Source organism: Pseudomonas sp. HN2 (genome assembly GCF_020736465.1).
In the GTDB taxonomy this organism is placed as follows: Bacteria; Pseudomonadota; Gammaproteobacteria; order Pseudomonadales; family Pseudomonadaceae; genus Aquipseudomonas; species Aquipseudomonas moraviensis_A.
In genome coordinates this window covers 2,841,266-2,866,922 of record NZ_CP085885.1, presented here as the reverse complement: position 1 = coordinate 2,866,922, position 25,657 = coordinate 2,841,266, and the positions used below count along the sequence as shown (strand labels likewise).

Here is a 25,657-nt window from a genome sequence, read left to right as displayed (position 1 = left end):
TGCGCACGGTCATTCATTGTCGTGACCGTGCGCGTCGGCACACGTTAATCGCCCGGACTCGCCGCCAGCGATGCGTTCCGCCTGATCGATACCGCGCTTGAGCGCATCCTCGACTGCCCATTCGATGCCGGGCAGTTTCCTGATGCGCTCATAGGCGCATTCGCCGGTCGCGGTGTAGACGCTGATGAACATTTCCACGTCGCCGTATAACCAGAGCCCGATTCATAGCAGTGCCGGCACCAGCCATGGCACCAGTCGTTCGTACATGGTCGGTTTCATCATTTCGGTGATCCTGACGGTGATTCCCTTTGGCCTGGTCATGTACCCGACGTTGCCACGCAGCGTCACCGCCTGGGTGGTGGTCGCGCTGGGTGTGGTGCAGGTTTTCGCACACCTCAAATACTTCCTGCACCTGGACACCGCCAAGGAGCAGCGCTGGAACCTCAGGGCGCTGATTTTCTCGGTGGTGATCATTCTGCTGCTGGTCGGGCTTTCGCTATGGATCATGGGCAGCATCCACCACACCATGCTGGCGCACTGACGCCGCTGAACGGGGTGCTGCCCTCGCCCTTTGCTCTACCATCCATCGGGTACGGTGGAAAATCATCAAACCCAGAGGCAGGTCCGTTATCAGAAGCGGTAACGACTTCGGCGACAGACAATCTTGAGGACACTGATGGCTATTGATCCTTCCCCCTCCCGTTGCGCCTGCGCGGGATGTAGCTGCGGGTGCGGCGTTGACTATTCATACGACCCTCGCGCCAACGACACGCTTTCATCGTGAGTCTTGATCGACGCAGCCTCAATCTGGTCGCGGCCGCGTTCGCGCTGACGGCGTTGTCCTATGGCCTGGCGCGCTTCGCTTATGGACTGTTGCTGCCGCAGATCCGTCAGGATCTGGCGCTGAGCGTGTCCGCTGCCGGCTGGATCGGCGGCAGCGCTTTTGCCGCTTATTGCGTAGGCATCGTTGCGACGTTTGTCTGCAACGGCAAGGTCAGTCCGCGCGGGTTGACGGTAATGGCCGGCGCGGCTGCAACGCTGGGGATGGGCCTGGTGGTTATCGCTTCGTCGGGATTGGCGTTGGGCTGCGGCGTGGCGCTAGCGGGATTGAGCACGGGCCTGACCTCGCCGCCACTGGCCAATGCGGTGGCGGCGCGTCTGGTTGATGCGGACCGCCCACGCGCCAATGGCTTTATCAATGCCGGGACGGCGGTCGGTATCGTTTTTTCCGGCCTGGCCGCGATCGGGGCCGCCGGGCAATGGCGCGAGCTGTATGCGCTGTTTGCCTTGATCGGCATCGGCGTCACGCTCTGGCTGTGGTTTGCCGTACCGCGCCGGGTTCAGCATGAGGCCTCGCAGAGTTTTTCGCTGCTCATGCTGCGTCGGCCCGGTGTGCTGCCGTTGTGCGCCAGCGCTTTCCTGATGGGATTGGCAAGCACCGCGGTCTGGACATTCGGCGCCGATATCCTGCGCAGCCAGGCCGGTTTCAGCGATCAGTCGATTGCATGGGCGTGGATCGTGTTGGGCGCGGCGGGGATCAGTGGCTGCATGACCGGCGTGCTCACAGGGCGCTTCGGTGTCGCACGCATGCAACATCTGGCGCTGGCCGGCATCGCCTTCGGCACACTGGGGCTCGCCGCTGTTTGCGTCTCGGCCGGCTTGGGCCTTGCAGCGATGTGCCTGTTTGGCGCGGCCTATATCATTTCTTCAGGGGTTTATCTGCTGCAAGGCATCAGCCTGTTGCCGGATCGCCCGGATCTGGGGCTGGGCATTCCGTTTTTGCTGTTGGCACTCGGTCAGACCGCCGGCACGCCAATCTTCGGCGCGGTGCTGGAGGCTGCTGGCGTGATCGTTGCCTTGTGTGTTTTTGCGGCGGCCGCGTGCGTCGCCATGCTGCTGAGTCCGAGAGGTGGTGAAAGTCCGCGCAGGCAAATGTGTGGCTCAGGAGTTACCTAAGGCTTGGAGCGCCAATGATTTTTATCGTCAGGAGTAGAAACCATGGCCGTAAATATCAGCGATCTCACCCTCTCCACTCCGGTTCCCGTCTCGGCGACCAACCCGGTTGCACTTGAACTCAACGGCGCCGAGGCCATTGCGCAGTTCCCCAGTATTGTCACGGTGCTGCCGGATGGCTCACTGCAACTGTCCGCGCCGACCAAGGGCCCATCAGTGATCTGTTGATTTCGCATACCTAGGCGGCTGATACGCGCAAGGGCCTGCGCAGCGTGTGCTGGCAGGCCCTCGGGTAAATCTAAACGCCAATTACGACGCGTCGATCCAGATGGTTTTCAGTTCAGTGTATTGGTCGTGCGCCCAGATCGACTTGTCGCGGCCGCCGAAGCCCGATTCCTTGTAGCCGCCGAACGGCGTCGAGGCATCGCCCTCGCCGAAGCAATTGACCGTGACGATCCCGGCGCGAATGCCGCGCGACAGTTTCAGCGCGTGGCGCAGGTTGCCGGTATACGCCGAAGCGGCCAATCCATAGGCGGTGTCATTGGCCAGCGCGATGGCTTCATCGACGGTCTGAAAAGTCGTGACGCTCAGCACCGGGCCGAAGATTTCTTCCTGGAACAGGCGACTGTCACGGCTGACGCCATCGACGATGGTCGGCTCGACGAAAATATCGTTGCGGGTCTGGCCGCCCGCCAGCACGTTGAGGTTTTCATCGCGGGCAATATCAAGATACGAACGCACCTTGTCGAAATGCGCCTTGCTGATCATCGAACCCAAGCGGTTCTCAGGATCAAGGGGGTCGCCCATTTTCCAGTCGCCGAGGTGCGCCTGCATGCGCTGCAAGAGTTCCTCCTTGATCTCGGCGTGGACGATCAGCCGCGACGAGGCCGAGCAGTTTTCGCCCATGTTCCAGAACGCGCCATTGACCACATGCTGCGCGACGACGTCGATGTCTTCGACATCATTCATCACCACCGCCGGGTTCTTGCCTCCGCACTCCAGCACGATGCGCTTGAGGTTGGATTCGCTGGAATATTTGAGGAACAGCCGCCCGGTGTCGGTCGAGCCGGTGAAGCTGACCATCGCCACGTCGGGGTGCCGACCCAACGGCTCGCCGGCCTCTTTACCGCCGCCGGGGACGACGTTGAACACGCCGGCGGGAATCCCCGCCTGATGCGCCAGTTCGGCAACGCGCAAGGTGCTCAGGGTGGTTTCCTTGGCCGGTTTGACCACGATCGAACAGCCTGCGGCCAGCGACGGGCCGATTTTCCAGGCGAGCATCAGCAGCGGGAAATTCCACGGCAGCACCAGCCCGACCACGCCGATGGGCTCGCGCACGACCATGGTCACCGCGCCAGAACCGACCGGCGCCGTGGCGTCGTAAATCTTGTCGATCAGCTCGGCGTGCCAGCGCAAGGTATGGATGGTCTCCGGCACGTCGATGGTCTGGCATTCGCGGATCGGCTTGCCGCTGTCGAGGCTTTCCAGCACCGCCAGTTCATGGGCGTTGTCCTCCAGCAACTGGGCAAAGCGCAGCAACACCGACTTGCGCGCTGAGGGTGCGAGTGACTGCCAGCGGCCGTCATCGAACGCTGCTTTCGCTGCGGCGACGGCCTGATCGATATCTTCGGCATCACAGGCGGCAATCTCGCTCAGCACCTGCTCGGTGGCCGGATTGGTCGTGGTGAACGTCTTGCCGGATTTTGCCGGGCAAAACCGGCCATTGATGAATGCCTGATGGCGAAACTCAAGCCTGGCTGCCAGTTCACGGTATTGCTCTTTACTCAGCAGGTCTGCCATTTCAAGCCTCCTCGACGATGCGCGCGACGTTCTTCTGCAGGGTTTCAATCACGCTTTTCAGTTGCTCTTTCTCGGCAGGCTCAAGCGCCTGCAGCGGCGCGCGAACACCGCCGGCACGCAGGCCGCTGAGTTGGCTGCCATGCTTGATCGACTGGACGAACTTGCCACTTTCCAGGACATCCATCAGCGGCAACATCGCCGACATGATCCGCCGACCCTTGTCGAAGTTCTTCTCCAGAACACAGGCTTCGTACAGCGCAATGTGTTCACGCGGGATGAAGTTTGAGCCGGCGCAGACCCAGCTGCGTGCGCCCCAGGCAAAGAACTCCAGCGCCTGATCATCCCAGCCGCAGGACAATTGGATATCGGGGCGCGAGTGAGCCAGACGATGCAGACGGCTGGTCTCGCCCGAGCTTTCCTTGATCGCGGCGATGTTCTTGCAGTCGGCAATGGCGGCGAAGAACTCGTCGCCCATCGCCACGCCCATTCGCGACGGATAGTTGTAAAGCATGATCGGCAGACCGGCGGCCTTGTCCACGGCGAGCACGTGGGCGGCGATCTCCTTCTGGGTCGGCAAGGCATAGGGCGGTGAGCCGACCAGGATCGCGTCTGCTTGCAATGCCTTGGCCTGCTGGGCGAAGTACACCGAATCCTCGGTACGGATGCCGCCGGTACCGACCACCAGTGGCAGGCGCCCGCGAATCACCTCTTTCGCGCGCCGGGCCACAGCGACCCGCTCCTCTGCGGTATGCGCGTAATACTCACCGGTCGAACCGCCGATCACGATGCCGTGCACCCCGGACTCGATCAGGTATTCGATCACCTCGGAGAACGCCGCATAGTCGATCTGGCCATCGGCGGACAACGGGGTAATGGCCGGGGTAAAGATTCCATCAAAGTTCATCGCGTTTTCTCCAGGGTTCAATATTCAGGATTCGGGCTTCAGGTGTTTCAGCTTTCTCTGCCGGCGCGGTACTGCCCCCACTTGAGGTTCATGTTCACCCCGAGCGAGAGGAACGGTTCAGGCGGGTTGCTGTTGGGGCCGGGCGTCTGCAAGAGGAAATCGATCAGTCCGTCGCGCTGGCCGGCCAGCCAGTCGGCCAGCAACTTGCCGGTGACGGTGCCGCGGGTGACGCCGAGGCCGTTGCAGCCCAGCGCGCCATAGACGTTGGGTGCGAGCTCACCGAAGAAGCCGTTGTGATTGCGCGACATGGCCAGCGCGCCGCCCCAGGTGTAGTCGAACGTAACGTCAGGCAGCATCGGAAAACGCTGGTCGAACGAGGCCTTGTGCCGACGCACGAAACGCTCGTTGTATTTGCGGTTGCTGCGGCCGTCGGGGTTGAAGGTGAAACTGTTGCGGATCAGCAAGCGGTTGTCCGGCGTGCGGCGTACCGTGGTGCCGAACGGGTCTGCCGGAATGGCGCCCCAGAACGGTTTGCCGCCCAGGCGCGCCTGCTCTTCCTCGGTCATCTGCCGGGTGATGCTGGCGTAGGTGTAGATCGGCAACATGCGTCCCTGCAGGAAACCGAAACGCATGCCGAACGAGTTGTTCGCCAGAATCAGTTTGTCGGCCGTGATGCTGCCGTGGGCATGTCTGAGCACGGTCTTCGCGCCGTACTCCACTTCGAGAATTGGCGTGCGCTCATACAGCGTGACGTTGGCCGGCAGATTATCGGCCAGGCCTTTGACCAGCCCGGATGGCTGCAGCAACACCGCACCCGGCGTGAACAACGCCTTGCGATAGAAATGCGTACCGAGATGTTCCGGCAATTCATCGGCGTCGATCATTTGAAACGGCTGGTTGAGTTTCTCCAGGCCGCGGCGATAGGCATCAAGCACGGCGATACCGCGATTCTCCACGGCTGCCTGATATTTGCCGCACGCCTTCATCTGGCAGTCGATGCGGTATTGATCGACCAGATCCCGCAGGATCGATTGACCGGCCAGATTGAGTTTCAGACTGGTCCGGGCCAGTGCGATATCACCGATGTAATCATCGGCACCAATATCGTGCGGCAGATCAATGGCAAAACCGGCATTGCGTCCCGAGGGGCCCAATCCAACTTCCTGCGCTTCGACCAATACCACTTCGTCGTCGGGAAAATTCAACGCCAGTTGCCGCGCGCAGGCGAGTCCGGTGAAGCCGGCGCCGATGATCACCCACCGCGCCGAACGCTGCCCACGGTGCGCAGGCTCGGGGCTGCGCGGTTTGCTCAGATGAAACCAGCCACAACTGTCATCGTCGGCGGGTAATGAACTGACTTTCATAGTGTTGAACCGTTAATCGTTGAAGTTGCAAAACGCACGCGGCAAAGCGAACGCACGCAGTGGCGTTGATCCGGAACTGATAAAAACCGTTACTGGCGCAAACAGTCAGTTCGCGCGCGTTATTCAGTAGTTGGCGGCTACGGCATAACGCCCGCTGCTGGCAGCGTCGCCGGCGTAGTAGTAATCCCTGAACGTCATCGGCGGTAAGCCGAACAGATCCTTGAAGCGCTTGTAGAAGTGCGGATAACTGACAAATCCCGTCGCCAGTGCCACATCGGTCATCGAGCGATTACTTTGCACAATCAATTGCCGCGCCCGGGTCAGGCGCAACTCCAGGTAATAGCGATTGGGCGCGGCATTAAGATAGCGCGCGAACCGCCGCTCCAGTTGCCGGCGCGACACTCCGACGTGGCTGGCGATGGCATCGATTTCCATCGGCTCCTCGATGTTGTTTTCCATCAGGTCGATGGCGATGTTCAGCGGCCTGGGAATCGCTGCAGGCCGAACACCGTCGGCAGTCATCGCAGGTTTGCCCTGTGCCGGCTGATGCACCCTTCTGATTTCATCTAACAGCGTCGCATCGTTACGCGAACCCAGTTCCTGCATGATCGCCAGGGTCATATCCAGAGCCGAGTGAGCGTTGGCGCAGGTGGCTCGGCGCTGAGCGAAGATGAATTCACGGCTGGACGCTTTCAACTGCGGGAAGTACTCGCCGATCAGACCGCAACTGTCGCTGTGACAGGCGAACTCCTCGGCGCCGAGCAACCCTGCATCAGCCAGATGGAACGCCGCATTCCAGCATCCGGCAACGATGCCCTTGCCCGCGGTTTTCTTCAGCACACGGCGCAGCAGCAGATGCGCTGCCAGCCTGACGCGCTGACCGCCGATCACGATCACCGCGTCATGGTTGAAGCCTTCTGCAACCAGTCGTTGCGAAGACACCGGCACGCCGACATCGCTTTCGACCGATCCGCCCTGAAGCGACCAGGTCGAGATCCGGTACTGCGTTTCGCCGCAAATCAGGTTGCCAGTGGCCAATGCATCCATTGCCGTGGAAAGCGTCGTCAGGGAGAAATGGTCCAGCAATACGAAGGCCACTCGCACCACGCGCGCTTGTCCGGAGACGGATGCGGACTGGCGAAATCCGGTGTTTTGCTGCTTCAACGGGCTCTGAAAGGTTTCCATCTTCGCTCACTCACTCGCCGTTCACTGACACCTGCGACCGTAACGTGGGCGACGGGCTCAACCGCCGCACACTGTGGTCGAACCGATTACTTCGCCGCCGCGCGTGCGTCGCTCAACCAACCGTCATAAGCCTGCTGATTGGCCTTGATCCATTCCGCGGCGTGGCGCTTGATGTCGGCGAGGGATTTTTCACCCTTCTGCATGCGCAGGTTCTGCTCGCTTTCCGCGCTGGGAGGGATGCTGACCTCGGAGAGGAATTTGCGCGCCACCGGGTTCTTCTCGGCGAACTCCTTGTTCATCACTGCATTGATCGTGTCCACCGGGAACCCGAGGTTCTTGCCGTCATGGAAGGTGTCTTTGCTTTCCTTGCCATCCGGCAGCGAGGTGAACGGCACTGGCAGCCAGACCACATCGCGCCCTTCCACCAGCACGCCGGCAATCCACTGCGGCACCCAGGTGAAGAACAACACCGGTTTACCCTGCTGATAGCGCGCGATGGTGTCGGCCATCAAGGCGAAATACGAGCCGCGGTTATCCACCACGGTCGGGCCGAGACCATAGGCTTTCATGTGATGCTCGATCATGATTTCGCAGCCCCAGCCCGGGTTGCAGCCGGTCAGGTCGGCCTTGCCATCGCCGTTGCTGTCGAACAGTTTGGCGATCTCCGGTTTCTTCAGATCGGCGAGGTCCTTGATCTGGTAGGCGTCGGCGGTCTTCTTGTCGATCATGTAGCCCTGCAGCACACCTTTCATGACCTGCCCGACTTTTACCATCACATCGTCGCCGCCGGCTTTTTCATAAAACGCCTGGTGCAGGTTTTCCCATTCATGCACGGTGAAATCCGCATCGCCGTAGGACAGCGCGAGAAACATCGCCGGGTAATCGACTTCTTTCGGTGCTTTGACGTCGTAGCCCAATTCCTTGAGTCCGGCGAGCACCACCTCACCGCGGAAACGCTCTTCGGCGATGCTCGGGAAAATCGGCGTGATCGACACACCGGCGCCCGGTTTGTTGGCATCTGCCGCGTGGACCGCCGAGCACAGCAATGTAGCGAACAGCGACGCCATCAGGCTTTTCTTGAGAGTTGTCAGTTTCATGTTTCACCACGCTTGAAAGTGTTTATGGGTGAGCAGGCAAACTCAATTGGTCACGGGACGTGCAACGGTCTTCTTTTTCTTCAGTTTCATCAGCAGCCCCACCGGGCCGCTCTCATACCAGCGCTGACCGGTGGCCAGGTCACTGCTGCGTTCACCCATGGCCTGGGTCAATCGATCGAGGAAAACCGCGAGCAACACCAGCCCGGCGCCGCCGACACTGGCCAGGCCCATGTCGAGGCGACCGATGCCGCTCAACACCATCAAGCCGAGACCGCCCACCGAGATCATCGAGGCGACCACCACCATCGACAGCGACAACATCAGCGTCTGGTTGAGCCCGGCCATCATCGTTGGCGCCGCCAGTGGCAATTGCACCTTCAGCAGCATCTGCGTAGACGTGCAGCCGAAGGCCCTCGCCGCTTCGACTTTGTCGGCGGGCACCTGGCGGATGCCGAGGTTGGTCAGGCGCACCAGTGGCGCGACCGAGAAGATGATGGTGACGATCACCCCGGGGACGTTGCCGATGCCGAAGAGCATGACCACCGGCACCAGATAGACGAACGCCGGCAGCGTCTGCATGGCGTCGAGTACCGGGCGGATGATCATTTCCGTGCGATCACTGCGCGCACAGAGGATGCCCAGCGGGATGCCGATGACCGCGCAGAACAACAGCGAGGTCAGCACCAGAGCCAGAGTGACCATGGCGTCATTCCACACGCCGATCAGGCCGAGGCCGGTGAGCGTGGCGACGCTGAACAGGGCGATGCGTTTGCCGCCGATCTGCCAACTGATCAGCCCGGCAATGATGATGAACACCGTGGGCGGCACCGATAGCAGGCTCCACTGCACGCCGTCGAGAACCTGGTCGACCGGCCAGCGAATCGAGCGGAATACTTCGCGAAAGTTACCGACCAGGTATTTGAGCGCGGTTTCGACCCACGCACCGAAGGGAATATTGATGCTCTGGAAAGGATCCAGAATATTGAAATCTGACATGGTGCTACCTCGCCCGCAGAAACTGCTTTATCAATTCTGACTGTTCGGAGTTCAGCTGTTACTCAGGCAGCTCAGTAAATGCCCCTGGGAAATCGAACCTTTATAAAGTCCAACTTCATCCACTACCGGCATTGGCGTTGCCGAAGCCGCGACTATATGAAAGATGTCGCGCAATGAGGCTTCGGCCTTGATGGTTACTTGACTGCCCGGCAAATAAACAACATTCGAATCCTGCTGAGCGATATCGCCGGCCTTCAATATTCGACTGGTGTCGAAACCATTGAAGAAGTCCCTCACGTATTTATTCACCGGATTGCACAGCAGTTCGCGCGGCGTACCGATCTGCACCACGCGCCCGCCCTCCATGATCGCGATGCGATGGCCGATGCGCACCGCTTCTTCAATGTCGTGGGAGATAAAAATGATCGTGCGATCCTGCTCGGCCTGAAGCTTGATCAATTCGCCTTGCATCTCGCTGCGAATCATCGGGTCGAGTGCAGAGAACGCTTCGTCCATCAGCAGAATGGCGGGGTCGTTGGCCAAGGCGCGGGCCAGGCCGACGCGCTGCTGCATGCCGCCGGAGAGTTGATGGGGGAAGCTGAGTTCCTGACCGGAAAGCCCGACCTGCTCGAGTGCGCCCATGGCCCGGCAGTAGCGTTCTTTCTCGCTGACGCCGCTGATTTCCAGACCGAAACTGACGTTGTCGATCACGCTCATGTGCGGCATCAGGGCGAATGACTGGAAGACCATGCCCATGTCCTTGCGGCGGACTTGCAGCAGATCCTTGTCGGCCAGACCGGTGATCTCCTTGCCGTTAAGGAAGATCTTGCCGGAGGTCGGTTCGATCAACCGGTTGAACAGGCGGACCATGGTCGATTTGCCGGAGCCGGACAAACCCATGATCACGAAGATTTCGCCTCGGCGAACGGAAAAGTTGGCGTCGAATACACCAATTGCCTGACCGGTCTTTTTGAATACTTCAGCTTTCGAGGCGCCCTCTTCAATCATCTTCATGGCCAGCGCTGGCTGGTTGCCGAAGACTTTGAAAACATTCTTTACGCAGATGATCTCGTCGGAACTTGTCATACCATGCCTCCTTCGTGTCGCACTTCGATCGCTTTAAACGACGAGCAATTGAGTGAAACCATGTTTGAACGGCAGCGGTAATCAATAAATGTCTTCACGACGGGTTTCCTTTTATTATTTTTGGGTGCCCAGGAAAGAGGGGATGTTGCAAATCTATTAGCATCACCTCGCTTAATCCAACTACATTTACAGGGACAATTCGATAACGTCGGGTTATCGGTTGCAGGGTCGGCCGTGGCTGATCCTTCGGCTTCGCACCGTGAGCGACCGGGTCTATTCCCAAAGCGACGCTGGCGTGGCCCTGCGAAGAGCGTTCCGTTACCCTCCTCGCGCTTCGTTGGGGAGCTGTATCGTTAGGAGAGTGTACGAATGACCAAGCATGTCGACCCTGACACCATACTGTTGAAAATGCCGTCCTTGCGGGCTGTGAAGGCATTTGTCGCGGCCGCCAAGTACGAAAGCTTCACCCGCGCCGCCGAGGCGTTGTGCGTTTCGCAAGCGGCGATCAGTCGGCAGATCCGTGAGCTGGAAAGCTATCTGGGCGCGCAACTGTTTACCCGGGTGGGTCGTGCGGTAGAACTGACCGCCGCCGGTGCGGTGTTCTTCGATGCCGCGCAATTGTCGTTCGTCAACATCGCCCAGGCCGCCGAACGCATCCGCAGCAGCCAGTCGAGCAAGAAGGTGCTCACGGTCTGCTGCTCACCGGCCTTTTCCGCATTGTGGCTGTCGAATCATTTGCAGGAATTCTTCGCTCAGTGCCCGGACATCGAACTCAATCTGATCACCACGCAGAATTTTCTGACCATGGAGCCCGGCGTGCAGCCGGACATCTTCATCACCAAGATTTCGCGGATCCGCGAAGGTTATAGAAGCTATCCGCTGTGCCACGACGTGATCTATCCGGTGTGCACGCCGCAGTACCTGGAGCAGCACCCGGAAATCTCCACCATCGAGGGGGTGCGCGATTCGGCGTTGCTGAATCTCAGCCCTTACGGCCGCTCGCAGGTCGCCGAACACGTCGACTGGGGCGTGTGGCTGGCGTTTCAGGCGATCGATATCGACGACCGCCCGACCAACAGTCCGCAGATCTTCAACGCCAACGATTACAACCTGCTAATCAGCATGGTCCTGACTCACCAAGGCATCGCGCTGGGCTGGAATCATCTGGTCACCTCGCTGGTGCAGCAGGGCCTGCTGGTGCGACCGATCGAGCAACAGGTGCAGTTGCGCAACAGTTGGCACTACTTGAGCTGCCGGGAAAATTCCGACAATGAAGATGAATTGCGGCGCTTTCGCGAATGGATTCTGGCAAAGTTTCCCCGCCGGTGATCTGCACTGCGCCAGCGTCGGGCGTTTTGGTTATCAATAGCCCGACGAAAATGTCGCTGGAGCAGCTCCCTCGCCTGACCCATTGTTGAGCGGCGCCGACCAAGCACGGTCGCGCTCAACACACAGGAAGGGCTTGCTGCATGTCACTCTTCGAATTCTCTCGCGATTTTGATTTTCTCCACGCTCCGCAGAAAACCCGCGCCATCGTGCAAAACAGTCTGCTGGATATCATCGGTGTCATGGCCGGCGCGGCGAGCAATGGCACCACTGTCGCCATGCGCCGGTTTGCCGAACGGCACTATCCGGCCGGTCTCTACAGCAGTCGCCTGATCTTTGCCGGGCAACGCGTCAATGTGCTCGGCGCAGCCTGGGCCGGCGGATTCAGCGCTGACAGCCTCGATGCCCATGAAGGCCACTTCAAATCCAAGGGCCATGCCGGGGCGACCGTGGTACCCGCCGTGCTTGCGCTCGCCGATGCGCTGCATCATCAGGGCCGATCCATCACTGGGCATGAGCTGCTGAGCGCTCTGTGCATTGGTTACGAAACCGCACTGCGTGCTGGCTCGGCACTGATGGCGACCTCGCCCACCTATCACGCTTCCGGTGGCTTTTCCGCGCTGGGGGTGGTCTGTGCCGGGGCGCGATTGTTGGGTCTGGATGAGGCCACCTTTCGCCACGCTTTGGGCATTGCCGAATACTTCAGCGCGCGTTGCCCGATGATGCGCGTGGTGCAGGCGCCGACGATGCTGCGTGATGCCCACGGCGCAGGCGCATTCGCCGGTCTCAACGCGCTGTTCATGGCCATGGAAGGCATCACCGGGGCGCCGGCGGAAACGGTCGAAGACGTTACGGTCGCGGAACACTGGCGCGACCTCGGTCAGCGTTGGGAAATCGACAGCCAGTACTTCAAGCCCTGGCCGGTCTGCCGCTGGGCGCAACCAGCGCTGACGGCGATGCTCGAGCTGCAACGGCAACATCCGCTGCTTGCTGCCGATTCGATCGAAACCATCCGGGTGGAAACGTTTTATGAATCGATGTGCCTGCAGGGGCATTCGCCGAAGGACGCCGATCAAGCGCAATACGCCCTCGCATTTCCGCTGGCAGCGCTGATTGTCAGAGGCAAGGTCGGCCCTGAGGAAGTCACCGGTTCGGCTATTTCTGCGCCGGATATTCTCGCCCTCAGCGCCCGCATCGAAATCGTTGAAGCCGCCGATATCTCGGCGCGATTCCCAGAGGAAATCCTCTCGCGGCTGAGCATTACCTTGAAAAATGGCCAAGTACTGGTGAGCCCGATCACCGCTGCGCGCGGCGATCCGCACACGCCTTTGAGCGTCGAAGAGCTGCAGCAAAAGTTTGATCTGTTCGCTCAGGGTCTCGGCCATGAGCGCAGTACCGCTGTGAAAACGGCGATCAGGGACATCGCCCAGGCCCGCTGCGCGATCACCGCCCTGCAGCCTGTTTTTCAAGCGATACCGTCGTCACCGTGAACCGTCCATCGATAACCGCAAATCATTAATTGCCCGCAGCAAATGTCGGTTGTGGCGTTTGTCCTGCGCCCGATAGGCTGAGGCTTATCGTTCGCTTATGTAGAAAGTCACGGTTAAAGGTGACCGCTCAAGATCGAAGTCCTGGGAGGATAACAATGAACAACAAGCAAAGCGTTTATGACCTGATCGCACAACGCAAGCCGTGGCATTCGCTGCCGGGCGCGCTCTACCGCAGTAAGGACGTTTACCGTCAGGATCTTGAGCAGATCTGGCACAAGGATTGGATCTTCGCCGGCCATACCTTCGAAATCACCAAACCAGGGCAGTACTTCACCCTGCAGATTGGTGACTATCCGGTGGCCGTCGTTCGCGGCAAGGACGGTGAGGTTCGGGCTTTTCACAACGCCTGTCGGCACCGTGGCGCGAAAATCTGTGAGGCCGACCATGGCAAAGTGGCGAAGATGGTTTGCCCGTATCACAAGTGGACTTACGAGCTGGATGGCAACCTGTTATTCGCTGGCAACATGGGGCAGGACTTCGACAAGTCTCAATACAACCTGAAAAGCGTGCACTGCGAAATCGTCGATACCTACATTTATGTCTGCGTGGCCGCGAAGGCGCCGGACTTCGAAGGTTTCCGCAAGGCCGTCAGCCCTTTTGTCGCGCCGCACTACCTTGCGGACTGCAAAGTCGCGTTCGAGTCGAACATCATCGAGAAAGGCAACTGGAAACTGGTTTTTGAAAACAATCGCGAGTGCTATCACTGCGACGGCTCACACCCAGAACTCCTGCATTCGTTTGTCGATAACCTGTCGGTCGGTGGCATCAGCGGTGAAGATGATCCCGAGCTGTCGGCGTACTGGGCCAAGTGCGAAAAGGCCGGATTGCCCAGCCGTCTGGTAATGGACATCAATGGCCAGTTCCGCATGACGCGCATCCCGCTTTCATCCGGCGCCGTCAGCTACACCATGGACGGCAAGCCGGCGGTCAATGGTCGCCTCGACAAAACCTCCGAAGCCGACATCGGCGCGCTGCTGTACTTCCACTACCCGTCGACCTGGAACCATTTCCTTGGCGACCATGCGCTGAGTTTCCGTGTGCTGCCGATCAGCGCTACCGAAACACTGGTCACCACCAAATGGCTGGTGCACAACACGGCCGTGGAAGGCGTTGACTACGATATCGAGCGCCTGACCAAAGTGTGGATTGCCACCAACGATCAGGACCGCACGCTGGTCGAAGGCACCCAACGCGGGGTGACCTCGCCTTCCTACGAACCCGGCCCGTATTCGGAAACCGCCGAAACCGGGGTCTGTCAGTTCGATGACTGGTACTGCGCGACGATGATGGATCGGCTGAAAGGGCCGATTTCGTTGAAGTCGGTTGGTTGATTGGCGCATCTGTCCATGAGTGCATGCACCTCGTCTCTGGCAATTCGCGAAAACCACGGCGAACGCGCGTCCACGCGGATCGTTTTCCTGATCACAGGCATCGTCATGTCGGCGTGGGCGCCGCTGGTTCCGCTGGTGAAAGCGCGCACCGGGCTGGATGAAGGTGGTCTGGGCCTGTTGTTGCTGGGTTTTGGCATCGGTTCGATCGTGGCCATGCCGTTCGCCGGTTACCTGACCGCGCGATTTGGCTGCCGCCCGGTGATCATCGCTTCAACCCTGGTCTTGTGTGCGGTGCTGCCGATGCTGAGCCATCTGGCGGGGTTGCCCGGGCTGGCGCTCACCGTACTGTTGTTCGGCGCGAGCATGGGCATGCTCGATTGCGCGATCAATATCCAGTCGATCATCGTCGAAAAGAACAGCGGCGAAACCCTGCAATCGGGTTTCCACGGGCTCTACAGCGTGGGCGGGATCGCCGGTGCTGGCGCGATGACGGCGATGCTCAGCCTCGGGCTCGATCCGCTGTTGGCGGTGTTGTGCCTGGTGGCGATCATCGTTGCCTCGCTGTACAAGGCTGCGCCGAACCTGTTGCCTTATGGCACCGAACGCGACGGGCCGATCTTCGCGATTCCGCGCGGAATCGTCCTGCTACTGGGGATCCTCTGCTTCATCGTGTTCCTCACCGAAGGCGCAATGCTCGATTGGAGCGCGGTGTTTCTGGCTTCACAGCGCGATATGCCAGCGAGCTACGCAGGTTTGGGCTACGCCTGTTTCGCCGCGGCAATGACCCTCGGACGGCTGACCGGAGACGCGATTGTCAGCCGACTGGGCGGCATTCGCGTGGTGACACTGGGCGGCATCTGCGCGGCAGTCGGCATGCTGGTTTCACTGGTGTTCGATGGCTGGCCGGCGTCATTGCTGGGCTACGCGCTGGTCGGCGCCGGATGCTCGAACATCGTCCCGGTATTATTCAGCGCCGCCGGTCGGCAACAGCGCATGCCGCAGCGCACGGCCATTCCGGCGATCATTTCCATGGGCTACGCGGGGATTCTGATGGGGCCGGCGTTCATCGGCATGCTCGCCCATTTCAGTTCGCTGGTCTTCGCGCTGGGTGGCGTGGTGTTGCTGTTGCTGTTCGTCAGTTGCGCCGCGAGGTTTCTCAAGGCTTGACGCGGCGCCCATGGGGCGGATCGACAGTCTCTGAGGCCTGCGTCCTAACGTCGCAGCCTTCAGCTATTGGCAAATCCTGCACAAGCCTTAGAATCCCGCGCGCTCCTGCATTCGGCTGTCTTGTCGCAGATGCGAATTGCAGAGCCGGCCATGTCGTCCGACACCACAACCCTGCCCGACCGGCAGACACTTGCCCAACACCTGTTCCAGCCTGGCAACCGCACGCGCAGAGGCGCACGTTGCGCTGTTCGATTTCTTGAGGTTTTTATGTCTCCGCGTTTGCTGGCCATGGCGCTGGCGCCCCTGCTCGGGCTGTTCATTATTGCTCTGGGCAACGGTTTTCTTTCCTCCCTGACCACCCTTCGCCTGGACGCCGCCGGTGCCTCGGCGACAATGATCGGGATTGTTTCATCAGCCTACTTCATGGGCCTGACCCTGGGCGCGGTGTTCAATGACCGGCTGATCCTGCGCATCGGCCACATTCGCGCGTACGGCAGCTTCGCCTCGCTGATTGCCGTGACGATCCTGATGCAGGGCTTGTTCTATGACACTTGGGGCTGGCTCGTCCTGCGCCTGATCAATGGCTGGGCCACGGTCGGGGTGTTTCTGGTGATCGAAAGCTGGCTGCTGCTGGCGGGTGACGAGAAGATTCGCGGACGCTTGCTCGCGCTGTACATGATCGTTCTCTATGGCGCCGGCGTTTTGGGCCAGGCCACGCTGGGAACCATCACCGGCATGAGCGACAGCGCGCCGTTCATGGTCGCCGGCATGCTCGCTGCGCTGTCGGTGCTGCCAATCGTGATCCTGCCACGGGTCTCACCGCTGCTCGATCAGGTCGAGCCGCTCAAGCCTCGACAACTGCTGGGCGTAACGCCGACTGGGCTGGTCGGCTGTTTCGGCTCGGGGGTGACCATCGCGGCGATCTACACCTTGCTGCCGCTGTATCTGCAACGCAGCGGTCTGGATGTCGGTGAAGTCGGCAGCATGATGGCCTGGACGATCCTCGGCGCGATGCTTCTGCAGTATCCGGTCGGCCGCTGGTCCGACCGCACGGATCGCTTGCAAGTGCTGACCCTGCTGGCGGTGGCGTGCACTGCGTTATCGCTGGTGATCGTGCTGATGCCGCTGTCCTCGACCATGCTCGCAGCGATGCTGTTTCTGCTCGGTGGCGGCGTGTTCGCGCTGTACCCGGTTGCCGTCAGCCACGCCGCCGACCGCGCCCCCGCCGAAGCGCTGGTGCCGATGATTCAGGGTTTGCTGCTGATCAACTCGCTGGGCTCGGCCATCAGCCCGATGATGATCTCGCCGGTGATGAACTCGTTCGGCGCCAACGGCCTGTTCTGGGTATTCGCAATGGTCAATCTGTGCATGGTCAGCTTTTTCTTCTGGCGCTGCGGCAAACGCCCGGTGCCGGCCAACCCTGCCCCCTTCGCAGCGGCAGCGACTTTTTCGCCGACGGGTGCAGAGTTGCGGGTCACCGAGGATTTGCGCGTGGCAGCAGAGGAGCATCCGGCCATGGTCGATGCGATCAGCGGGGAATTGGTGACGCAGGCCGAGTCGAGTGCCGCTGGGAGTTGAAGAGTCAGACGTCGGGGAAACGCCTGACTCCTTGTGATCAGCAACTCCCCGGCGGGATCCCGTCCTTGTTGAAGTCTTTCAAGCGCTCGCGCTCTTCTTCAGTGGAATGCGCAGGGGTCGGTTCATCGGGGAGATCTTCCGGCGCTTCGGTTTTTTCGTCAGTCATGTGTCTGCCCTCGTCGTTGTCGTTGCTATTTCGGCATCGGCGAAGGGCTGGCAGTTCCGGATTTCGAACATCGCTCCCGAGGCGGAGAGAGCAAAAACAGGGAAGCGGAAATGCACAAAGGCCTGCGTCGCTTTCGCTCGCAGGCCTTTGTTGAAAGATGGTGCCCGAAGCCGGAATCGAACCGGCACGCCCTTACGAGCGGGGGATTTTAAGTCCCATGCGTCTACCAGTTTCGCCATTCGGGCGGTAGCGCGGTGTTGCGTTGCTCAGCCTTGCGGTTGCGATCCTGACAGGATGGCTGCTTGAAAAGCCGAGCGGGGAATATATACATGACGTCCCGGTGAAGCAAGTTCGCAGTGGTCGATTTGAAGACTAAATCTTGCTGGCGACTGCTTAGCAAAAAGTCATTGGAATCATTGAGCTACGAAGCGTGCTTGAAGTAGAGCCGAAGCTGCCGGTAAATCGAGGCAACCGGGCACATAATTAAAGCGAAACATCAATAAGATCAGAAGGTTACCACTGCTTTCGCATACCGGGCCAGAGATTTTTCTGCGTTGGCGATATGAAGAAGCAACCCATAACTCGCCGAGGTGTCTACGCTAAACGATGACGCCGGAATCAGCGATTGGACCAAACAAGCCTGCACCTTTCACCACGACCCCGCCCCCACGGGCGCTGACTTCCACAACACGTCACCAGAGCCCAGCTCAGGGATGTACCAGCAATCAGGAGATTTGACCCTATGCAAATGAGTGACACCGTTCTCAAAGCGTCTTTGAGCCCCGAGGAGCGCTCCGCGATCGCCGAGATCGAGGCGACCACCAACATCCTGCAGCTTGTCACCCGTCTGACCGGTACGCGCTTTGCCGGCATTGCCAAATTCACGGAAACCGAGTGGATCGTCTGTTCCGCCTACGATCCGATCGAACTGGGGATAAACGTCGGTGATACGCTGGATTTGGAAACCACGCTTTGCAGTGAGTTTCGCAGAAACCCTCAAGCCCTCTTCCTTCCACAAATCAGCCAGGATGGACGGCTTTCGTCACGTCCTGTGGTGAAGCAGTATTCGATCGAGAGCTACGCAGGCGCGCCTGTTTTCCTGCCGGATGGCAGATTGTGGGGCGCACTGTGTGCTTTGGATTCAAGGTCTGTGCTATTCGACAACCCGGATATGGCAGAAACATTGACGCTGTTCGCACGGCTTATCGGCTGTATCTTTTTCTCGAATCTGACTGTTGAGGGCGTTACCCATATCAAGACCGGGGCGTGCCTGACTGAGTAGCCCTGTTCATTGGTCGAGGATTACCCAACTTTCTTGCAGACAACAAAAAACCCCGTAGATCATTGATCTACGGGGCTTTTGATAGTGGAGGCCGAGGTCGGAATCGAACCGGCGTAGGTGGATTTGCAATCCACTGCATAACCATTTTGCTACTCGGCCTCAAAGTATTCGCTGTCAGTAGCGCAACAACAAACACTGTACAAATTGGAGCGGGAAACGAGACTCGAACTCGCGACCCCGACCTTGGCAAGGTCGTGCTCTACCAACTGAGCTATTCCCGCTTGGTGTGGCGCATTCTATAGAATTAAGAAGCCCCGTCAACCCCTTGATTCAAAAAAGTTTTATTTCTTTTCGACATCGGTCTTCAGGTGCGGCCAGGCGGCGCGAAGGTATTGAACCATCGACCACAGGGTCAGCCCTGCAGAGACCATCAGCAGCGTATAACCGAGCACGACCCAGAAGCTGAACGCCTTTGGATGGGCCAGCAGGATCACCAGCGCGAGCATCTGCGCCGCGGTTTTCCATTTGCCCAGATTCGAAACTGCCACCTGTGCCCGGGCGCCGAGTTCGGCCATCCATTCGCGCAGCGCCGAAATCACGATCTCACGACCGATGATGACCGCTGCGGGCAGCGTGAGCCAGAGATTGCCGTGTTCCTGCACCAGCAGGACCAGGGCGACAGCCACCATCAGCTTGTCGGCGACCGGATCGAGAAACGCACCGAAGGGTGTGCTCTGCTCCAGTCGGCGCGCCAGATAACCATCGAGCCAGTCGGTGGCGGCCGCGAAGGCGAACACCGAGGCGGAGGCCATGTAACTCCATTCGTAAGGCAGATAGAACAGCAAAATGAAGATCGGGATGAGCAGGACGCGTAGAACGGTAATCAGATTAGGGATATTCATCGGCACAACTGGCTACGAGGTGAAGGGGCATTCTACTCACTATGCAGGTTCGCATAAATCGACTCAGCGAGCTTTTTACTGATCCCCGGGGCTTTGGCGATCTCTTCGATGCTTGCACGAGACAGCTCCTGCAATCCACCAAAATGTTTCAACAGGTCACGGCGTCGGGTCGGCCCTACCCCTGCCACGCCTTCCAGCGTTGAGGTGCGGCGCGTCTTGCCGCGGCGGGCGCGGTGTCCCGTAATCGCGAAGCGATGCGCCTCATCGCGGATCTGCTGGATCAGGTGCAAGGCAGGCGAATCGCCGCGCAATGTGAACTCGTGGGCTGCATCATTCAGATACAACGTTTCGAAACCGGCCTTGCGGGTGGCACCTTTTGCGACGCCCAAAAGGATCAGGTCGGGCACGGCCAGTTCGTTGAGGACATCACGGGCCATCGACAGCTGGCCCTTGCCACCGTCGACCAGCAGGATGTCTGGCAACTTGCCCTCGCCGTCCTTGAGTTTGCTGAAGCGGCGGGTCAGCGCCTGGTGCATGGCCGCATAATCGTCGCCGGCGGTGACGCCTTCGATGTTGTAGCGACGGTAATCCGACTTGATTGCCCCTTCCGGCCCGAAGACCACGCACGAGGCCACCGTCGCCTCGCCGCTGGAATGACTGATGTCATAGCATTCCAGGCGTTGCGGCGGCTCGTCGAGGTTCAACACCTCGGCCAGCGCGTCGAATCGCGCAGCCGTGTGCTGACGATTGGCCAGCCGCGCGCCCAACGCTTGCTCAGCGTTGGTCACGGCCAGTTGTTGCCAGCGCGCTCGCGTACCGCGCACCCGGTGGCTGATCGCCAATTCGCGGCCGCGCAAGGTATGGATGCCTTCGATCAGCGCCGGGAAGTCCTCGTGAACCACGTTGACGATCAGTTCGCTCGGCAGATCCCGTTCGGGGCTACTGATGTAGTACTGGCCGAGGAAGGCCGCCATGACTTCGGAAACTTCTTCCTCGATGCCGACCTGGGGGAAGAAATTCTTGCTGCCCAGCACTCGCCCGCCGCGCACGCTGATCAGGTGGACACAGGCGCCACCGGGGTTGACGAAGGCCGCGATGACATCGATATCACCGGTGCCGCCCTCCATGCTTTGCTGATCCTGAACGCGGCGCAGCAAAGCAATTTGGTCGCGCAATTCGGCGGCACGCTCGAATTCGAGATTGATCGCCGCTTCTTCCATCGCCGTGGACAGCTCATTGGTCAACGCGTGACTGCGGCCTTCAAGGAACATCACCGAGTGGCGCACGTCTTCGGCGTAGACATCAGGCTCGACCAGGCCCACACAAGGCGCCTTGCAGCGTTTGATCTGATATTGCAGGCATGGACGGGTGCGATTCTTGTAATAGCTGTCTTCGCACTGACGGACAAAGAAGGTTTTTTGCAGAATGCTCAGGCTCTCGCGGATGGCACCGGCACTCGGGTACGGGCCGAAATACTTGCCCTTGGCTTTTTTGGCGCCGCGATGAATGCTCAGGCGCGGAAACTGCCCATCCGACAAAAACACATAGGGATAGGACTTATCGTCACGCAGCAGAATGTTGTAGGGCGGGCGCCACTCCTTGATCAGCGTCTGTTCCAGCAACAGCGCTTCGGTTTCGTTGGCTGTGATGGTGGTTTCGACCTGAGCGATACGCCCGACCAGTGCAGCAGTCTTCGGCGCCAGCCCGGTCTTGCGAAAATAGCTCGCCAGACGCTTCTTCAGGTTTTTCGCTTTACCCACATAGAGCAGACGCGCCTCGCTGTCGAACATGCGATAGACGCCGGGGCGACCGCTGACGGTGGACAGGAAAGCACTGGAATCAAATATTTCGGTCATGGTCAGGCGCTGGCATCCACCATGCCATGTCGCACCGCGAGGAGCGTCAACTCAACGTCGCTGCTGATCGAAAGTTTCTCGAAAATGCGGTAGCGGTAGGTGTTCACGGTTTTCGGCGACAGGCACAGTTTGTCGGAAATGATCTGCACCTTCTGGCAACCGACAATCATCAATGCGATCTGGATTTCCCGCTCGGACAGGGCATCGAATGGCGAGTCATTGGTTGGCTGGAAGGACTTGATCGCCAACTGCTGGGCGATCTGCGGACTGATGTAGCGCTGGCCGGCGAACACCAGGCGAATGGCCTGGACCATTTCCGGCAAGCCTGCCCCTTTGGTCAGGTAACCGGCGGCGCCAGCCTGCAGCAGACGCGTCGGGAAAGGGTCTTCCTCGCACACGGTGACAGCAACCACCTTGATGTCGGGATGGCTGCGCAGCAGCTTTCGCGTGGCTTCGAGGCCGCCGATGCCTGGCATCTTGACGTCCATCAGCACGACGTCAGGCTTCAACTCCCGTGCCTTGATCAGGGACTCTTCACCTGATTCGGCCTGACCCACCACCTGCAGGCCATCGATATCGGCCAGCATCCGTGTAATGCCTGTACGAACGAGATCATGGTCATCGACCACTAGCACCCTAATCAAGCAGACACCTCGCGATATGGTCTTATTGGGATGCCGGACACCTTAGCAAAAAGTGCCTGACAGACCTAGCGGAAAGCCGCATTTAAAAAGTTTCAATTCGTCATTGAGGGCTTGCCGGCTGTGGGTTTCAGAGCACAGCTGTACTTAAATCGAGCTGCATCCTCAGGAAATACTCATCCCTGCCGACGATGCGCAGTCCTTTGTGCCCGTACAGTTTTTGCGCCGGGTTGTTATCGAACACCGTCAACCGCAGCGCCGGTCGTCTTGCCTGAAGGGCCATGCCGATAACCTGATCAATGGCCCAGGAACCGGCGCCCTGCCCTTGCCAAGCCTGATCGATCTGCAATTCTCGGACGTACAGCGCCCGCGCATCCTGGCTCAGACTGAAAAACCCGATCGGGGTTTCCTCCCGAACAATCAACCAGCTGTCACGATAGTGCCAGCCTGCGTCGAACGCTTCGTCCTGCCACAACAGATCGTGGTCAATGTAATAGCGCAGCATGTTGCGACAGGTCAGGCCCCGCGCGAAAGCCAGGTCATCATCGGTGGCATGCCGAATTCGGTAGCTCATTCAGCCCCTCCATAACCACAAAAATTTACTCAACCCGAATCATTTGCCAGCGATAGCGGTTTTGCTCAACTGGTAATAGCATTTTCTGATTGCTGATGCGCACCAGCGTCGAGTAAGCTCGGCGCACTCAACGGAGAAAACCATGTTCAACGCCCTCGCACAGTCACGCATCGCCAGCGCCCCGCGCTCGATTGCGCCTGCCCGGGTGAATGACGTGTGCGCTCCTGCCAGTTTTTATTTTGGGTATTGGTTTAGCCACTGGCGCGCCTGATACCCAAACGGCGCCCATGAAAAACGGGTCGCCTACCAGAGATTTCTCAACCCCCGGTCGGCTTCCCGATCGGGGGTTTTGTTTTTTCAGGCCCAATATTTTCCAGCACCACACCAGACGATTCGAGGATCACATCATGAACTACGCCACTTATTACCGTTACGACAGCTTTAGCGCCTGGCGATTTACCAGCCTCCGCTCGGGACAGCCTGCCGCCTCCGATCGGTCACCCACAGGTGGCAAACATACACCCCTAGCCAGTACGGCCATTTGTCGAACACCCCAATAGGGCCGAGCGCGCGGGAAATACCCGCCATCCGCCCAGGAAGACCGAACATGAACTCTTCAGTTTCCGCTCTGCCGCTGTCCACACTCGATTCTGCCAACGAAGCACTGACCCTGCGTCTGCCCAGCTCGTTGCAACTCAAACAGCAATTACCGCTCAGCCATTCCCTGCATCAGCAGGTCAATGCCCACCGCCAGGCGGTGCGCGCCATCCTCAACGGCGAAGACCCGCGCCTGCTGGTGATCGTTGGCCCCTGCTCTATCCATGACCCGCAATCAGCAATCGAATACGCTGCCAGACTCTCTCGTCTGGCCCAGGATGTCAGCGAGGAAATGCTGCTGGTCATGCGCGCCTACGTTGAAAAGCCGCGTACGACGGTCGGCTGGAAAGGCCTGGCCTACGATCCGCATCTGGACGGCACTGACGACATGGCTACGGGCCTGACGCTGTCCCGCGAACTCATGCTGGAAATGATCCGTCTCGGTCTACCGGTGGCCACCGAGCTGCTACAACCCATGGCCGCTAACTACTTCGATGACCTGCTCAGCTGGGTGGCCATTGGTGCCCGCACCACCGAATCGCAAATTCACCGGGAAATGGCCAGCGGCCTGAACATGCCGGTGGGTTTCAAGAACGGCACCGACGGTGGCGCCGCCGTTGCTGTCGACGCCATGCGTTCGGCAGCCCATCCGCATCGGCACTTCGGCGTGGATAGCCAAGGGCATCCAGCGATCGTGCAGACCGCTGGCAACGCTGACACCCACATGGTGCTGCGCGGCGGCCATCAAGGGCCAAACTACGACGCGACCAGCGTGGCCAAGATCAGCGCCGAGCTCAGCCGACTGAAAATCCCGAGCCGGATCATGGTCGATTGCAGCCATGCCAATAGCGGCAAGGATCCACTGCGTCAGCCAGCAGTCTTCAACGACGTTCTTGAGCAGCGCCTTCGTGGCGACCGCTCGCTGATCGGCATGATGCTGGAATCGCACCTCTTCGAAGGCTGCCAGCCGCTGAGCAATTCCCTGCGCTACGGCGTGTCGATCACCGATGGCTGCCTCGGCTTCGACGCAACGGAACAATTGTTGACTGACGCGGCGCGACGCCTCGCGCAAACCCAACGTTGATCGCAACAGCCCTCCCGCTTACACAGAGCGTGGAGGGCTGCAGCTCGCAGGCTATGCCACTACATTGATCCGTCTCACCGCGGATTGCTGACTGACGTCATCCAGGCGTTCAACCGTGTAGCCAATTTCGACTGTTGTGCCGTGATGTTCACGCCAGAAGCGGTGAGGGACGGTGAAACTCAGCGGTTGCCCGGCCATCTCCGGAGTGATTTCAAGGTCATCCCGGTGGCCGAAAAATTCGCCGTCAAGCTTGAGATAGACCAACTCATCCTCCTGCACTTGCGCGTCCTCAATGAGAATGGCAACCCCGTCTACCGAATCCTTCACTGACAACACGTCGTCAATCGCGCCGACAACATCCGGCGCAACCAGTTGCGCACGCGCCGCAGGCCCGATGAAAACAGTGGCGGGCTCTGACGTTCGAATGGTTGCGCAGGGTTGTTCGACACGGTAACCGACAACCACCTCGCCACCGCGATGGGCTTCGATGTAGCTGCACGGCACCCAGAATGAAAGACTTTGGCCAACCGCATAGGCCTCCACCTTCAATGCATCGGTGAAAATCTCGGGCGAGGTATCTCCGTGCCAGGACAACATCACCCGGTCGCCCACGGACATTCGCGCGTAAGGCTGCAGCGTCACCAGCGTGCCTTCGGCAACGCGCAACGGCTCCAGCGCCCCGTTGACCGAGCCCTCTATATGCGGCGCCAACAGCTGCGGACGGACATCCCCCACAGACAATTGCAAGCGAGCAGACTCCACGGGGCCGGGGACGCGTGGACTTTGCAGTGCCCAGTAGACCTGCAGCGAACCTCCGTCCAGCGCGGCCACATGCATGCCCTTGATGACGAAGATGACGTCTTTGCCCACCTGGGCCTGGCTGATAAACCGGATCCTCTCGTATTGATAGGCAAAACCTTCGATATCCAGCCCCTCCCAGTACAGCACCAACTGATCGCCACAGGTCATGTTGGCGTAGGGCGCGATCCGTACGACGACCCTGGTTAGCGAAGGGTCGAGGACGCTGCCCTCCAGACCGTCGATCGTCGGCGCGAACAGCGGTTCGGCAGACACTTGAGCCGCGACCGGCTGATGCATGCGCCAGCAAAACTCGATTTCATGGTGATTCATTTCGTCTCCACTCCATGGATAACGTGCCGCCCTGGATGACGACACCGACACCTACATTGAGGACTTCTTTGACTGTCCTGGCTGTCA

General features: G+C 59.6%; 24 protein-coding genes, 3 tRNA genes and 1 pseudogene. 11 read left to right on the top strand and 17 right to left on the bottom strand.

The features are described from left to right. Window positions 1–9: 9 nt before the first annotated feature. Window positions 10–192 carry a hypothetical protein gene (locus tag LIS66_RS12530; RefSeq protein ID WP_223259148.1) on the bottom strand — a complete coding sequence of 61 codons (183 nt, stop codon included), beginning with the start codon at window positions 190–192 and terminating at the stop codon, window positions 10–12. On the opposite strand from LIS66_RS12530, the gene cyoD reads away from it, so the two are divergent. From cyoD to LIS66_RS12515, 3 genes and pseudogenes are all read left to right on the top strand, one after another. Then, window positions 185–541 (top strand): cytochrome o ubiquinol oxidase subunit IV, encoded by a 357-nt coding sequence (cyoD, locus tag LIS66_RS12525; protein ID WP_227974416.1) that lies wholly within the window; start codon window positions 185–187, stop codon window positions 539–541. The two genes, LIS66_RS12530 and cyoD, sit on opposite strands and share 8 nt — an antisense overlap. Before the next feature lie 239 nt (window positions 542–780). Further along, window positions 781–1,956 carry an MFS transporter gene (locus LIS66_RS12520; protein ID WP_227974415.1) on the top strand — a complete coding sequence of 392 codons (1,176 nt, stop codon included), beginning with the start codon at window positions 781–783 and terminating at the stop codon, window positions 1,954–1,956. Between the two features lie 42 nt (window positions 1,957–1,998). After that, window positions 1,999–2,169: pseudogene (locus tag LIS66_RS12515) on the top strand (polysaccharide lyase family 7 protein); the annotation flags it as partial. 93 nt (window positions 2,170–2,262) lie between these two features. Here LIS66_RS12515 and LIS66_RS12510 read toward each other — a convergent pair. The 7 genes from LIS66_RS12510 to LIS66_RS12480 all read right to left on the bottom strand — a co-directional run bounded on the left by LIS66_RS12510 (window position 2,263) and on the right by LIS66_RS12480 (window position 10,385). After that, on the bottom strand, window positions 2,263–3,753 hold the full coding sequence (locus tag LIS66_RS12510) for an aldehyde dehydrogenase (protein ID WP_042610390.1): 1,491 nt from the start codon (window positions 3,751–3,753) through the stop codon (window positions 2,263–2,265). Between the two features lies 1 nt (window position 3,754). Continuing rightward, window positions 3,755–4,657 carry a dihydrodipicolinate synthase family protein gene (locus LIS66_RS12505; protein ID WP_227974414.1) on the bottom strand — a complete coding sequence of 301 codons (903 nt, stop codon included), beginning with the start codon at window positions 4,655–4,657 and terminating at the stop codon, window positions 3,755–3,757. Window positions 4,658–4,704: 47 nt separating this feature from the next. Next, window positions 4,705–6,021 carry an NAD(P)/FAD-dependent oxidoreductase gene (locus tag LIS66_RS12500; RefSeq protein ID WP_227974413.1) on the bottom strand — a complete coding sequence of 439 codons (1,317 nt, stop codon included), beginning with the start codon at window positions 6,019–6,021 and terminating at the stop codon, window positions 4,705–4,707. A gap of 123 nt (window positions 6,022–6,144) precedes the next feature. After that, window positions 6,145–7,206, bottom strand: a complete 1,062-nt coding sequence (locus LIS66_RS12495; protein ID WP_227974412.1) for a GlxA family transcriptional regulator — start codon at window positions 7,204–7,206, stop codon at window positions 6,145–6,147. 86 nt (window positions 7,207–7,292) lie between these two features. After that, on the bottom strand, window positions 7,293–8,303 hold the full coding sequence (proX, locus tag LIS66_RS12490) for a glycine betaine/L-proline ABC transporter substrate-binding protein ProX (RefSeq protein ID WP_042610386.1): 1,011 nt from the start codon (window positions 8,301–8,303) through the stop codon (window positions 7,293–7,295). Window positions 8,304–8,345: 42 nt separating this feature from the next. Then, window positions 8,346–9,299 carry a glycine betaine/L-proline ABC transporter permease ProW gene (proW, locus tag LIS66_RS12485; protein ID WP_227974411.1) on the bottom strand — a complete coding sequence of 318 codons (954 nt, stop codon included), beginning with the start codon at window positions 9,297–9,299 and terminating at the stop codon, window positions 8,346–8,348. A 51-nt stretch (window positions 9,300–9,350) separates the two neighbouring features. Continuing rightward, entirely contained in the window at window positions 9,351–10,385 is a 1,035-nt protein-coding gene (locus LIS66_RS12480) for a quaternary amine ABC transporter ATP-binding protein (RefSeq protein ID WP_064361750.1), read from the bottom strand. Between the two features lie 369 nt (window positions 10,386–10,754). On the opposite strand from LIS66_RS12480, the gene LIS66_RS12475 reads away from it, so the two are divergent. The 5 genes from LIS66_RS12475 (at window position 10,755) to LIS66_RS12455 (ending at window position 17,337) form a co-directional block, all read left to right on the top strand. Beyond that, window positions 10,755–11,714: a LysR family transcriptional regulator gene (locus LIS66_RS12475; protein ID WP_042610383.1), complete on the top strand. Its 960-nt coding sequence runs from the start codon at window positions 10,755–10,757 to the stop codon at window positions 11,712–11,714. Window positions 11,715–11,854: 140 nt separating this feature from the next. Then, window positions 11,855–13,201 (top strand): MmgE/PrpD family protein, encoded by a 1,347-nt coding sequence (locus tag LIS66_RS12470; protein ID WP_227974410.1) that lies wholly within the window; start codon window positions 11,855–11,857, stop codon window positions 13,199–13,201. A gap of 155 nt (window positions 13,202–13,356) precedes the next feature. Next, window positions 13,357–14,592, top strand: a complete 1,236-nt coding sequence (locus LIS66_RS12465; protein WP_227974409.1) for an aromatic ring-hydroxylating oxygenase subunit alpha — start codon at window positions 13,357–13,359, stop codon at window positions 14,590–14,592. Window positions 14,593–14,607: 15 nt separating this feature from the next. Continuing rightward, complete coding sequence (locus LIS66_RS12460) at window positions 14,608–15,759, top strand: MFS transporter (protein WP_227974408.1); 1,152 nt, start codon at window positions 14,608–14,610, stop codon at window positions 15,757–15,759. Between the two features lie 129 nt (window positions 15,760–15,888). Then, the gene (locus LIS66_RS12455; protein WP_416220753.1) at window positions 15,889–17,337 is read left to right on the top strand and encodes an MFS transporter; all 1,449 of its coding nucleotides are present in this window, start codon (window positions 15,889–15,891) and stop codon (window positions 17,335–17,337) included. A 37-nt stretch (window positions 17,338–17,374) separates the two neighbouring features. On the opposite strand, the gene LIS66_RS27740 is transcribed toward LIS66_RS12455, so the two are convergent. Both LIS66_RS27740 and LIS66_RS12450 read right to left on the bottom strand, forming a co-directional pair. After that, window positions 17,375–17,503: a hypothetical protein gene (locus LIS66_RS27740; RefSeq protein WP_256590071.1), complete on the bottom strand. Its 129-nt coding sequence runs from the start codon at window positions 17,501–17,503 to the stop codon at window positions 17,375–17,377. A 158-nt stretch (window positions 17,504–17,661) separates the two neighbouring features. Then, window positions 17,662–17,748, bottom strand: a tRNA-Leu gene (locus LIS66_RS12450). A gap of 503 nt (window positions 17,749–18,251) precedes the next feature. Between LIS66_RS12450 and LIS66_RS12445 the strand changes: the two genes are divergently transcribed. Further along, window positions 18,252–18,785, top strand: a complete 534-nt coding sequence (locus tag LIS66_RS12445; protein ID WP_371919855.1) for a GAF domain-containing protein — start codon at window positions 18,252–18,254, stop codon at window positions 18,783–18,785. A gap of 85 nt (window positions 18,786–18,870) precedes the next feature. On the opposite strand, the gene LIS66_RS12440 is transcribed toward LIS66_RS12445, so the two are convergent. The 6 genes from LIS66_RS12440 to LIS66_RS12415 form a co-directional block, all read right to left on the bottom strand. After that, a tRNA-Cys gene (locus tag LIS66_RS12440) sits at window positions 18,871–18,944 on the bottom strand. Window positions 18,945–18,990: 46 nt separating this feature from the next. After that, window positions 18,991–19,066 (bottom strand) — tRNA-Gly (locus tag LIS66_RS12435). Window positions 19,067–19,126: 60 nt separating this feature from the next. Beyond that, the gene (gene pgsA / locus LIS66_RS12430; RefSeq protein ID WP_042610378.1) at window positions 19,127–19,687 is read right to left on the bottom strand and encodes a CDP-diacylglycerol--glycerol-3-phosphate 3-phosphatidyltransferase; all 561 of its coding nucleotides are present in this window, start codon (window positions 19,685–19,687) and stop codon (window positions 19,127–19,129) included. 32 nt (window positions 19,688–19,719) lie between these two features. Continuing rightward, entirely contained in the window at window positions 19,720–21,543 is a 1,824-nt protein-coding gene (gene uvrC, locus LIS66_RS12425; protein ID WP_042610377.1) for an excinuclease ABC subunit UvrC, read from the bottom strand. Between the two features lie 2 nt (window positions 21,544–21,545). After that, window positions 21,546–22,187: a UvrY/SirA/GacA family response regulator transcription factor gene (gene uvrY, locus LIS66_RS12420; protein ID WP_024012761.1), complete on the bottom strand. Its 642-nt coding sequence runs from the start codon at window positions 22,185–22,187 to the stop codon at window positions 21,546–21,548. A 127-nt stretch (window positions 22,188–22,314) separates the two neighbouring features. Continuing rightward, window positions 22,315–22,758, bottom strand: coding sequence for a GNAT family N-acetyltransferase (locus tag LIS66_RS12415; RefSeq protein WP_042610376.1), 444 nt, complete (start codon window positions 22,756–22,758; stop codon window positions 22,315–22,317). A gap of 142 nt (window positions 22,759–22,900) precedes the next feature. Here LIS66_RS12415 and LIS66_RS27735 point away from each other — a divergent pair, with 142 nt between their 5' ends. Together LIS66_RS27735 and LIS66_RS12410 are read left to right on the top strand one after the other, a co-directional pair. Continuing rightward, window positions 22,901–23,029 (top strand): hypothetical protein, encoded by a 129-nt coding sequence (locus LIS66_RS27735; protein WP_265583234.1) that lies wholly within the window; start codon window positions 22,901–22,903, stop codon window positions 23,027–23,029. Window positions 23,030–23,365: 336 nt separating this feature from the next. Further along, window positions 23,366–24,439: a 3-deoxy-7-phosphoheptulonate synthase gene (locus tag LIS66_RS12410; RefSeq protein WP_042610375.1), complete on the top strand. Its 1,074-nt coding sequence runs from the start codon at window positions 23,366–23,368 to the stop codon at window positions 24,437–24,439. 51 nt (window positions 24,440–24,490) lie between these two features. On the opposite strand, the gene LIS66_RS12405 is transcribed toward LIS66_RS12410, so the two are convergent. Next, window positions 24,491–25,570: a hypothetical protein gene (locus LIS66_RS12405; protein WP_227974406.1), complete on the bottom strand. Its 1,080-nt coding sequence runs from the start codon at window positions 25,568–25,570 to the stop codon at window positions 24,491–24,493. Window positions 25,571–25,657 lie beyond the last annotated feature (87 nt).

Bases quoted from the DNA above. Each gene is read 5' to 3' on its own strand.
- cyoD (WP_227974416.1), top strand. From the start codon at position 185: ATGAACATTTCCACGTCGCCGTATAACCAGAGCCCGATTCATAGCAGT.
- LIS66_RS12530 (WP_223259148.1), bottom strand. From the start codon at position 192: ATGTTCATCAGCGTCTACACCGCGACCGGCGAATGCGCCTATGAGCGC.
- LIS66_RS12510 (WP_042610390.1), bottom strand. From the start codon at position 3,753: ATGGCAGACCTGCTGAGTAAAGAGCAATACCGTGAACTGGCAGCCAGG.
- LIS66_RS12505 (WP_227974414.1), bottom strand. From the start codon at position 4,657: ATGAACTTTGATGGAATCTTTACCCCGGCCATTACCCCGTTGTCCGCC.
- LIS66_RS12500 (WP_227974413.1), bottom strand. From the start codon at position 6,021: ATGAAAGTCAGTTCATTACCCGCCGACGATGACAGTTGTGGCTGGTTT.
- LIS66_RS12495 (WP_227974412.1), bottom strand. From the start codon at position 7,206: ATGGAAACCTTTCAGAGCCCGTTGAAGCAGCAAAACACCGGATTTCGC.
- proX (WP_042610386.1), bottom strand. From the start codon at position 8,303: ATGAAACTGACAACTCTCAAGAAAAGCCTGATGGCGTCGCTGTTCGCT.
- proW (WP_227974411.1), bottom strand. From the start codon at position 9,299: ATGTCAGATTTCAATATTCTGGATCCTTTCCAGAGCATCAATATTCCC.
- LIS66_RS12480 (WP_064361750.1), bottom strand. From the start codon at position 10,385: ATGACAAGTTCCGACGAGATCATCTGCGTAAAGAATGTTTTCAAAGTC.
- LIS66_RS12475 (WP_042610383.1), top strand. From the start codon at position 10,755: ATGACCAAGCATGTCGACCCTGACACCATACTGTTGAAAATGCCGTCC.
- LIS66_RS12470 (WP_227974410.1), top strand. From the start codon at position 11,855: ATGTCACTCTTCGAATTCTCTCGCGATTTTGATTTTCTCCACGCTCCG.
- LIS66_RS12465 (WP_227974409.1), top strand. From the start codon at position 13,357: ATGAACAACAAGCAAAGCGTTTATGACCTGATCGCACAACGCAAGCCG.
- LIS66_RS12460 (WP_227974408.1), top strand. From the start codon at position 14,608: ATGAGTGCATGCACCTCGTCTCTGGCAATTCGCGAAAACCACGGCGAA.
- LIS66_RS12455 (WP_416220753.1), top strand. From the start codon at position 15,889: ATGCGAATTGCAGAGCCGGCCATGTCGTCCGACACCACAACCCTGCCC.
- LIS66_RS27740 (WP_256590071.1), bottom strand. From the start codon at position 17,503: ATGACTGACGAAAAAACCGAAGCGCCGGAAGATCTCCCCGATGAACCG.
- LIS66_RS12445 (WP_371919855.1), top strand. From the start codon at position 18,252: ATGAGTGACACCGTTCTCAAAGCGTCTTTGAGCCCCGAGGAGCGCTCC.
- pgsA (WP_042610378.1), bottom strand. From the start codon at position 19,687: ATGAATATCCCTAATCTGATTACCGTTCTACGCGTCCTGCTCATCCCG.
- uvrC (WP_042610377.1), bottom strand. From the start codon at position 21,543: ATGACCGAAATATTTGATTCCAGTGCTTTCCTGTCCACCGTCAGCGGT.
- LIS66_RS12415 (WP_042610376.1), bottom strand. From the start codon at position 22,758: ATGAGCTACCGAATTCGGCATGCCACCGATGATGACCTGGCTTTCGCG.
- LIS66_RS27735 (WP_265583234.1), top strand. From the start codon at position 22,901: ATGTTCAACGCCCTCGCACAGTCACGCATCGCCAGCGCCCCGCGCTCG.
- LIS66_RS12410 (WP_042610375.1), top strand. From the start codon at position 23,366: ATGAACTCTTCAGTTTCCGCTCTGCCGCTGTCCACACTCGATTCTGCC.
- LIS66_RS12405 (WP_227974406.1), bottom strand. From the start codon at position 25,570: ATGAATCACCATGAAATCGAGTTTTGCTGGCGCATGCATCAGCCGGTC.